9 protein-coding genes are annotated in these 9,535 nt (G+C 68.5%); 7 read left to right on the top strand and 2 right to left on the bottom strand.

The window, feature by feature from the left end; all coding sequences use genetic code 11:
- From L978_RS11950 to L978_RS11940, 3 genes are all read left to right on the top strand, one after another.
- A partial coding sequence (locus L978_RS11950) for an ATP-NAD kinase family protein (protein WP_047523311.1) occupies nt 1–596 on the top strand: 596 nt, incomplete at its 5' end.
- Nucleotides 597–630: 34 nt separating this feature from the next.
- Nucleotides 631–1,389, top strand: coding sequence for an SDR family NAD(P)-dependent oxidoreductase (locus tag L978_RS11945; protein WP_047523305.1), 759 nt, complete (start codon nt 631–633; stop codon nt 1,387–1,389).
- 37 nt (nt 1,390–1,426) lie between these two features.
- Nucleotides 1,427–2,938 (top strand): SDR family NAD(P)-dependent oxidoreductase, encoded by a 1,512-nt coding sequence (locus tag L978_RS11940; RefSeq protein ID WP_047523304.1) that lies wholly within the window; start codon nt 1,427–1,429, stop codon nt 2,936–2,938.
- A 9-nt stretch (nt 2,939–2,947) separates the two neighbouring features.
- Here L978_RS11940 and L978_RS11935 read toward each other — a convergent pair whose 3' ends face one another.
- Nucleotides 2,948–3,856, bottom strand: a complete 909-nt coding sequence (locus L978_RS11935) for a sugar-binding transcriptional regulator (protein ID WP_047523303.1) — start codon at nt 3,854–3,856, stop codon at nt 2,948–2,950.
- A gap of 118 nt (nt 3,857–3,974) precedes the next feature.
- Between L978_RS11935 and L978_RS11930 the strand changes: the two genes are divergently transcribed.
- The 4 genes from L978_RS11930 to L978_RS11915 are packed head-to-tail and all read left to right on the top strand — an operon-like array spanning nt 3,975 to nt 8,201.
- Entirely contained in the window at nt 3,975–5,351 is a 1,377-nt protein-coding gene (locus L978_RS11930) for an ABC transporter substrate-binding protein (RefSeq protein WP_047523302.1), read from the top strand.
- Nucleotides 5,352–5,393: 42 nt separating this feature from the next.
- The gene (locus tag L978_RS11925; protein WP_047523301.1) at nt 5,394–6,251 is read left to right on the top strand and encodes a carbohydrate ABC transporter permease; all 858 of its coding nucleotides are present in this window, start codon (nt 5,394–5,396) and stop codon (nt 6,249–6,251) included.
- Nucleotides 6,248–7,111, top strand: a complete 864-nt coding sequence (locus tag L978_RS11920) for a carbohydrate ABC transporter permease (RefSeq protein ID WP_052193659.1) — start codon at nt 6,248–6,250, stop codon at nt 7,109–7,111. Before L978_RS11925 ends, L978_RS11920 begins: the two co-directional genes overlap by 4 nt.
- Before the next feature lie 28 nt (nt 7,112–7,139).
- Complete coding sequence (locus L978_RS11915) at nt 7,140–8,201, top strand: NAD(P)-dependent alcohol dehydrogenase (protein ID WP_047523300.1); 1,062 nt, start codon at nt 7,140–7,142, stop codon at nt 8,199–8,201.
- 247 nt (nt 8,202–8,448) lie between these two features.
- On the opposite strand, the gene L978_RS11910 is transcribed toward L978_RS11915, so the two are convergent.
- Nucleotides 8,449–9,525: a sensor histidine kinase gene (locus tag L978_RS11910; RefSeq protein ID WP_081997032.1), complete on the bottom strand. Its 1,077-nt coding sequence runs from the start codon at nt 9,523–9,525 to the stop codon at nt 8,449–8,451.
- Nucleotides 9,526–9,535: the final 10 nt, after the last annotated feature.

Below are 9,535 nucleotides of genomic sequence, written 5' to 3'. Positions count from 1 at the left end.
CAGCGATGCGGCGGGCTCGTGTCGACCCGACGCTGTACGGGATGCTCCGGGTGCCCTACCGCGCCGGACGGACGCAAGCACGCAAGGCCGCGACGCCGGTCACCGAGGCCGCCGCCGTCGAAGCGGCCGCGCGGGGAGCCGTCGCGCGCATGCTCCCGGGCGTCCGCTATCTGCTCGGACCCGGCGGCACGACGGCCGAGATCGCGAGGCAGCTCGGCGTCGAAGGATCCCCCCTCGGTGTCGACGTCGTCCTCGACGGTGCCGTGCGCGTGCGGGGAGCCAGCGAGCAGGAGCTTCTCGCCCAGATCGCGCAGGGCCCGGCCCAGGCCGTGATCACCGTGATCGGCGGCCAAGGATTCCTGCTCGGGCGGGGCAACCAGCAGCTCTCGGCCGCGGTCCTGCGCGCCATCGGCCCCGATCCGCTCCTGGTCGTCGCACCGGAGCAGAAGCTCATCGACCTGTACGGCCGGCCCCTTCTCGTCGACACCGGCGACCCTGATCTGGATGCGAGACTCGCCGGACACGTCCGCATCATCACCGGTGTCGGCACCCGCAGCCTCTACGCCGTGACCGCCCCCGAACTGACCCCCGCCTGACCGATCCGGCGGAACGAACCCGAAAGGACACCCCATGCGTCTCGAGAACAAGAAGGCCATCGTCACCGGCGGCGCCGGAGGCATCGGTCGTGCCACGTCGCTCGCGCTTGCCGCGGAGGGCGCTGCCGTCGCCGTCGTCGACCTGAACGCGGAGGCGGCCGAAGGCGTCGCCGCGGAGATCCGTGCGGCGGGTGGCTCGGCCATCGCGATCGCCGCCGACGTCGCGAGCGAGGCCGACATCGAGCGGGTCATCGCCACCGCGGTGGCCGAGCTGGGCGGCGTGAACGTCGTCTTCAACAATGCGGGCATCATCCGCCGCACCACGGCGGTGGAGACGACCGTCGAGGAGTGGGACCGGGTGTTCGGTGTGAACGTGCGGTCGATCTTCCTGATGTGCAAGCACATCGTGCCGATCATGGAAGCGGCCGGAGGCGGCTCGATCATCAACACGGGATCGGGGTGGGGCCTCAAGGGCGGAGGTCAGGCGATCTCGTACTGCGCGTCGAAGGGCGCCGTGGTGAACATGACCCGCGCGCTCGCGATCGACCACGGGCCCGCCGGCATCCGCGTGAACTCCGTCAACCCCGGAGACGTGAACACCGGGATGCTGCGCGACGAGGCGCGTCAGCTCGCGCAGGACACGAACGCCTTCCTCGCCGAGGCCGCCGACCGCCCGCTGCGGCGGATGGGAGAGCCGAGCGAGGTCGCACAGGCCGTGGTGTGGCTCGCGAGCGACGACTCCTCGTACGTCACCGGCTCGGCCCTGGTGGTGGACGGCGGCGGCATCGCCTGAGCGAGGGGTGGGGCGGGGAAACTCGCGTAAAATCGGGATGGTGACCGACGCGAACCCTGAACTCGGCGCCGGCATCGACCCGGACGACCTCGCCACGACGCTGCGCGTGCTCGCCGAACTGCACACGATCGACAACGAGCACCCGGACTTCGTCGCGGTGCGCCACGCGACCGCGGCCATGTTCAAGGCCGTCAAGCGCGTGCGTCGCAAGGAGATCCGCGACGCGATCGCCGAGGCCGACAAGGCCGTGGTCGCCCGCACCGCCACCGGTGCCCCCGACCGCATCGACGACGAGACCCGGGGTCACGACCTCGCCACCAGCGTCGTGGACGCCCCGATCGCGGGCGAACTCCTCAAGCCGCGCAACTGCTACATCTGCAAGCAGCCGTACACGCAGGTCGACGCGTTCTACCACCAGCTCTGCCCCGACTGCGCCCGCTTCAGCCACGGCAAGCGCAACGCCCGCACCGACCTCACCGGCAAACGCGCCCTGCTCACGGGCGGCCGCGCCAAGATCGGCATGCACATCGCGCTGCGTCTGCTCCGAGACGGGGCGCACACCACGATCACGACGCGTTTCCCGCGCGATGCCGTGCGCCGGTTCTCCGCGCTGCCCGATTCCGCCGACTGGCTGCACCGTCTGAGGGTGGTGGGCATCGACCTGCGTGACCCGGCACAGGTCATCGGGCTCGCGGACTCGGTCGCCGCTCAGGGGCCGCTCGACATCCTGATCAACAACGCCGCCCAGACCGTACGGCGCTCGCCGGGGGCGTACTCGCTGCTCGCGGATGCCGAGCTGCAGCCGCTCCCCGACGGACCGCTGCCCGAGATGGAGACGTTCGGGCACACGGTCGATCCGCACCCGCAGGCGCTGCAGGCCTCGGTCGACTCGCATCCGCTGTTGTCGGTGGCGGCGCTCGGCGGCACCGTCGCGGAGCAGGGCGGCCAGGCGCTCACGGCCGAAGACCTGGCTCGCCTCGCGATGGCCCCCGGGTCCTCCTCCCTCGAGAAGCACGCGGACGGCACCGCGATCGATGCCGGCGGACTCGTGCCCGATGTGAACCGCGTCAACAGCTGGGTGCAGTCGATCGAGCAGGTCGACCCGCTCGAGATGCTCGAGGTGCAGCTCGCGAACACGACCGCCCCGTTCCTGCTGATCAGCCGCCTGCGCGCATCGATGGCCGCCTCCGAGGCGCGTCGCACCTACGTCGTGAACGTCTCGGCGATGGAGGGGCAGTTCTCCCGCCGCTACAAGGGGCCGGGCCACCCGCACACGAACATGGCGAAGGCCGCGCTCAACATGCTCACCCGCACCAGTGCCGGCGAGATGCTCGAGAAGGACGGCATCCTGATGACCGCGGTCGACACGGGCTGGATCACCGACGAGCGCCCGCACTACACGAAGGTCCGGCTGGCGGAAGAGGGCTTCCACGCGCCGCTCGATCTGGTCGACGGTGCCGCACGCGTCTACGACCCGATCGTGCGCGGCGAGGCCGGCGAAGACATCCACGGCGTGTTCCTGAAGGACTACGAGCCCAGCCCCTGGTGAAGCCGCGGGTCAGAGCGCGTCGAGAGCGGCACGCGCCGTCCCTTCATCGGTGATCAGGGTGGTGACGAGCCCGGATCGCAGGGCGGCGAGCACGGCGCGCTGCTTGCCCGCACCCCCGCCGAGGGCGATGCGCGTCGGGGTGCGCTCCAGCTGCGCGGTGGTGATCCCGATCAGGCGTCGGTGGAGGCCGTCGACCTCGTTGCCGTCGATGTCGAGCAGGGTCGTGCCCAGTTCGGCGACCACCCCTCGGCGCAGGAGGGGAGCGAGTTCGTCGAGTTCGTCGAGCTGGGAAGCCAGCAGTGAGCTGCCCGGCCAACCACCGACCGTGAGCGCTGCCATGTCGATGTGGTCGATGCGTGCCAGGGCCTGTTGCACGGCGGGCTCCCGGGTCACCGCGTCCCACGAGCGGGCACTCCGGGTGACGAACGAGGCGGGGAGGGCGAACATCCTCCCCTTGGCGACGCCGCTGAGCTGACTGATCGCTTCGAGGTGCGTCCCCGCGTCGACCGAGGCGAAGCCGGTGAGCTGGACCACGTCGCAGGTGGCCACCTCCCGGATGCGGCCGCACGTGTCGAGGATCGTCCGCCCGGGGCCGAGACCCACGATGGCGTCTTCGCCGATGGTCTCGCTCAGGAAGCGTGCACCGATGCTCGCGATCGTCGTGCGGGTGCGTGTCTCGTCGTTCGAGGGGGTGAGGGCCACGAACGCCGATTCGAGACCGTAGGCGCGGCTGAGTGCTTTCGAGAGCTCGGGGGTGATGGGCTCCGGCAGGCGGGTGCGGACCTCGACGAGACCGTCCTCGCGCGCTCGCCGGATCATCCGCCCCACGAGGAATCGCGAGATGCCGAGTTCTTCGGCGATCTCGATGGTCGATCGTCCGTGCTGGAGATTCTGGACGGCAGCGTACGCATACTGCACAGATTCGGTTGTTGAAAGAGTTGTGCACATATGAGCACCCTAGTGACTCACATGAGGACATTCCCTGTACTCTCGAACGCAAGTCACACGGAACCCGTCGCCGTTCGAAGGAGTATCGATGAACAACAGCCGAAAGCGTGCGCGCGCCCACAGCATCACCGCCGCCGTCGTCGTCCTCACCACCGCCGGCCTCCTGGCCGGCTGCGCGCCGAGCGACAGCACGACGTCCTCGACCGACGTCTCGTCGTTCGACTGGAAGAACTACAGCGGCGAGAAGCTGAGCATCCTCATGAGCGAGCATCCCCTCTCCGACGCCGTCCTCGACCACGTGTCGGACTTCGAGGAGAAGACCGGCATCGACGTCGACATCGAGACGCTGACCGAGTCCGACTACATGGTGAAGATCCTCACCGAGCTCCAGTCCGGCGCGGCCGGCTACGACGTCTTCATGACGTCCCAGCCGATGAACTACCAGTACGCCGCGGCCGGCTGGATGGAAGACCTGCAGCCGTGGGTCGACGACGACACGCAGACGGCTCCGGACTACGACTTCGACGACTTCTTCCCGTCGCTCATCGAAGCGGAGCGGTGGGACACCACGGAGTTCGACGGTGCGGGCGAAGGAGGTCTCTGGGCGATTCCCGCGAACGAGGAAGGCTACGCCCTCTTCTATCGAAAGGACATCCTCGAGGCCAACGGCGTCGCGGTGCCGCAGACGATCGACGAGCTCATCGCCGCCGCGCAGAAGCTCGACGGCACCGAGTTCGACGGCAAGACCATCTCCGGGTTCGTCAGTCGCGGCGACAAGACCTACCCCACCCTGAACCCGTTCTCCACGTTCGCCGGGGCCTACGGCGTCCAGGACATCACCGACGGCAAAGCCACCGTGAACTCGAAGGCGGGCAACGAGGCCGTCACCAAGTGGATCGAACTCATGCGCACCGCGCCGGAAGCGGCGAGCACCTACACGTGGTACGAGGCGCAGCAGGACTTCCTCGCCGGGAACTCCGCGTTCTACATCGACGCCGACCACATGGCCCCCGACTTCGAGAAGGAGGGCAGTGGGATCGCGGGCGAGGTCGGCTACGCGCTGCCGCCCGAGGGGCCGAAGGGGCGCGCGTCGAGCATGTGGGTCTGGTCGCTCGGCATGAACGCGGCGTCCACGCACAAGGGCGCTGCCTGGCAGTTCATCCAGTGGGCGACGTCGAAGGAGCTGCTGACGGATTCCATCGCGAACGGCAACCTCAACCCGACGCGCGTCTCCGTCGCCGAGAGCCCTGAACTCTCGGCCGCGACCGAAGGCTGGGGGGACTACAACGAGGTCTGGAAGAAGACCCTGACCGACTATGCGGAGTGGCCGTACGCGCCGTCTGCGAGCTGGACGACGGTCGGCGACATCTGGGCGACCGCGATCCAGTCGGCGCTGCTCGACAAGGCATCTGTGAAAGACGCTCTGGATGACGCGGCGACGAAGATCGACGCGGCGATCGAGTGACCTCGGCGGACCGGAGATGACGATCGGACTGGACAGAGAGTCATGAAGCCCAAACCTCATTTGCCGTACCTGCTCGTCCTGCCGGCACTCGCTGTTCTCGTGGCGGTGCTCTACCCCTTCCTCACCGGTGTCTGGTGGTCGTTCACGTCCTACCGACTGAACCGGGGTGCGCCGACGTTCAACGGTGGCGCGAACTACCTCAATCTGTTCGTCACCGGGGAGGGGCTGCACGCGATCGGCATCACGCTGCTGTACGCCGTCGTCGTCGTGAGCGTGGAGTGCGTTCTCGGCATCGGACTCGCGATGCTGCTGAACTACGGTCCGTACGGCAGCACGTTCCGCCTGCTGATCGTCCTGCCGCTCCTGCTGCCCCCGGTGATCGCCGCGCTGATGTGGAAGGTGATGCTGACCGAGAACGGTGTCGTGAACTGGCTTCTCGAAGCCGTCGGCCAGCCCGGACTGCTCTGGCTCAACGGCCTCGACAGCGCCCTGTGGTCGGTGATGATCATCGACATCTGGATCTTCACCCCGTTCGTCGTGCTCCTCGCGCAGGCCGGCCTCCGCAGCGTTCCGCAGGAGCTTCGCGAGGCTTCCGCGGTGGACGGTGCGGGTCCGGTGCGGAATTTCTTCTCCATCACGCTGCCGATGCTGGTGCCTGTGCTCATCGTGATCATCGCGTTCCGCGGCATCGACTCTTTGAAGATGTTCGACATCATCTACACGACGACCAAGGGCGGGCCCGTGGACGCCACGACCAACCTCCATGTGCTCGCCTACCTGGACGGCATCCGCAACATGAACTTCGGCGCGGCGATGGCGGCCCTCGTGGTGCTGTGGGTGCTGTGCAACCTGCTGTCGTCCGTGCTGCTCCGGGCGCGTCGGACGGAGGCGGGAGCATGAACGCCTCTCCGAGCGGTTCCGTCGCGCGGTCCCGTCGTCGCAAGAAGCTCCTGCGGCATGGTGCGGTGATCGCGTCGCTGAGCATGTGGAGCGTCTTCGCGCTCGCGCCCCTCGTGTGGATCGTGATGATGTCGTTCAAGAAGGCCGAAGACATCGTCGCCTACCCGCCCACCTTCGTCTTCACTCCGACGTTGACGAACTACGTCGAGGTGCTGAGCAGTGCGAAGTTCATGGCCCCGTTCGCGAACTCGCTCATCGTGACGGTGGGGTCGCTGCTCGTGACGGTCGTGATCGGCCTTCCGACCGCGTACGCACTCGCGCGCTTCTCGTTCCGGGGACGCGAGAACATCGCGTTCGGGATCCTGTCCCTGCGATTCGCTCCCGAATTGCTGATCATCCTGCCGCTGTATCTGCTGTTCCAGAAGACGGGCCTGTACGACTCTCATCTGGGGTTGATCCTGGCGTATCAACTCGTCACGCTGCCCATGCTGGTGTGGATGCTCCGCTCCTTCATCGAAGACCTGCCCGGCGAGCTGGAAGAAGCGGTGGCCATGGATGGGGGCACGCGCTGGACCGCTTTCCGTCACGTGCTCCTGCGACTGATCGCACCCGGCCTCGGCGCGAGTCTGATGCTCTCCTTCGTCTGGGCGTGGAACAGCTACACGCTGCCGCTGGTGCTGGCGGGGAAGAACACGCAGGTCATCACGACCGGGATCCAGCAGTACATCTCCGCGCAATCCATCGACTGGGGACCCATGGCAGCGGCCACGGTCGTCTCCCTCATCCCCGGGATTCTCTTCGCGGTGTTCTCACTGCGCTGGATCGTCGGCGGTCTCACCGCCGGCACTGTCAAAGGCTGAAAGCCCGCACGACCGAAAGGTGCCACCCATGTCCGTTCCTTCCACCATGTACGCCAGCGTGCTCACCGGGCCGAAGCGCGTTGAGCTCGAGAGTCGCCCGGTCCCCTCCCCGGGTGCGGGCGGGGTCCTCATCAAGGTCACCGCGGTCGGCGTCTGCGGCTCGGACACCCACTTCTTCGAATCGGGTGCCGTCGGAGACATCGTCGTCCGGGACCATGTCGTGCTCGGGCACGAGACCGCGGGGGAGATCGTCGCCGTGGGTGCGGGCGTCGATGCGAGCCGCGTGGGGACGCGGGTCGCTGTGGAGCCGCAGACGCCGTGTCGCGCCTGCCGCTTCTGCAAGCGCGGCGCCTATCACCTGTGCCCGAGCATCCGCTTCTTCGGCGCCTGGCCGGTCGACGGCTCCTTCGCGGAGTTCGTGATCGTCGACGCCGACTTCGCGCACGAGATCCCCTCGGCCATGACCGACGAGCAGGCCGCGCTCGCCGAACCCGTCTCGGTGGCGATCCACGCGGCCCGTCGTGCAGGTGTCACGGCGGGCGCGAGGGTGCTCATCACCGGAGCCGGCCCGATCGGGGTCCTCACCGCGCAGGTCGCGAAGGCGTTCGGTGCCGTCGAGGTCGTCATCAGTGATCCGATTGCGAAACGGCGGGATTTCGCCCGCGCGCGAGGGGCGGACGAGGTCATCGACTCCACAGGCGACGGTCTCGCTCGCTTCGACCAGTACTTCGACATCTACATCGATGCATCGGGCAGTGCCCAGGCGATCCGTGCCGCGCTGCCGACGATCGTCCGTGGAGGCATCGCGGTCCTCGTCGGCATGGGTGGCAACCAGCTCGACGTTCCCGTCTCGATGCTGCAGCACCGAGAGATCACGCTCACCGGTACCTTCCGGTACGTCAACACCTGGCCGACGGCGATCGACCTGATCTCCCGTGGCATCGTCGACACCTCGGGGATCGTGACCGGACGATACGGCTTGGACGGCGTCGAGGAAGCGCTGATGAAGGCGAAGACGGATCCGGAGGCGATCAAGACCATGATCATCCCCGCTCTCACCATCTCCGACTCCGAGCCCCGGCGAGGCTGAGCCGAGGGGAGGACGGAGACGGAAATCAGTGCGCGCGGGTGGCGAGGTTCGCGGAAGCCCATCGGCGGTCCGAGCAGCCCCCGCCCTCCGCGCCCGCCCTCCGTCTCCGCCCTCCGTACGCCTGTCGGGAGGTCGGACGGATGTCGGGCCGGAACACCTGTTTCGACCCGACATCCGTGCGTACGTCCGACAGGTGTGCCCGGGGAGCCCGGGGGCCGGGGAGCAGGCGCGCCTGGGGAGGCGGGCGTCAGCCCGCGGACGGATACGGATGCGGCAGCCACACCGTCACGTTCAGGCCGCCGTCCGTGCGGGGGGTGAGCACCAGAGTCCCGCCGTGGGCCTGCGTGATGCGGTCGACGATCGCGAGGCCGAGCCCGGCACCGGCATGGTCGTCTCCGCGGGTGCGGTCGGCACCGCGCTGGAACGGCTCGACGAGGGTGGCCACGCGATCGGGGGGCAGCAACGCTCCGGTGTTCTCGATGACGAGCGCGACGGCGTGGGGCATCGCGTGCGTGCGCACGGCGACGGATCCGCCGGAGGGCAGGTTGTGCACGATCGCGTTCAGCACGAGGTTGGTGACCAGCTGCGGCAGTAGCGCAGTGGAACCCCGCACCGGCGCGGGCGCCCCGCCCACCTCCACCGCGACCCCGCGGCGGTCGGCGAGCGGCAGCAGCGCCTCCACCGCCTCTTCCGCGAGGAGTGAGAGGTCGACGATCTCCCGGGGGAACGTCCGCTGATCCGCGCGGCTGAGCAGCAGGAGCGCCTCGGTCAGGTCGATCGCGCGGGTGTTCACCTCGCGCAGACGCGCGATCAGCGCATCGACGTCCCGGTCGGGGTCGTCTCTGGCGACCTCGAGCAGGGTCTGCGAGATCGCGAGGGGGGTCCGCAGTTCGTGCGAGGCGTTCGCCGCGAATCGCTGCTGTTCCGCGACATGCGCCTCGAGCTGTTCGAGCATCGAGTCGAAGACGTCTGCGAGGTCGCGGAACTCGTCGCGGGGTCCTTCCAGAGCGACACGGTGCGCGAGCGACCCCTGCGCCGCGAGCCGGGCCGCGTTGCCGATGCGCTCGAGCGGCGCGAGCATCCGTCCTGCGAGCAGCCACCCCGCACCGAGCCCGAAGGCGAGGAGGACCACCATGACGATCGCGGCGACCGGGACGAACGCCCGGATCAGGTCAGAACGGTTCGGCACGAAGAAGTCGGTCACCGGGATCTGCACGTCGGGCACATAGCGCAGCAGGTACGCGGCCACGGCGGCGAGCAGCAGACCTCCCGACACGACCACGACCGCGGCGTAGCTCAGCGTGAGCTTGAGGCGGGCACTCATCCCGCGCCGC

It is taken from the genome of Microbacterium sp. ZOR0019, from assembly GCF_000800925.1.
Taxonomy (GTDB): domain Bacteria; phylum Actinomycetota; class Actinomycetes; order Actinomycetales; family Microbacteriaceae; genus Microbacterium; species Microbacterium aurugineum.
This window is presented reverse-complemented; position numbering and strand designations above follow the sequence as displayed.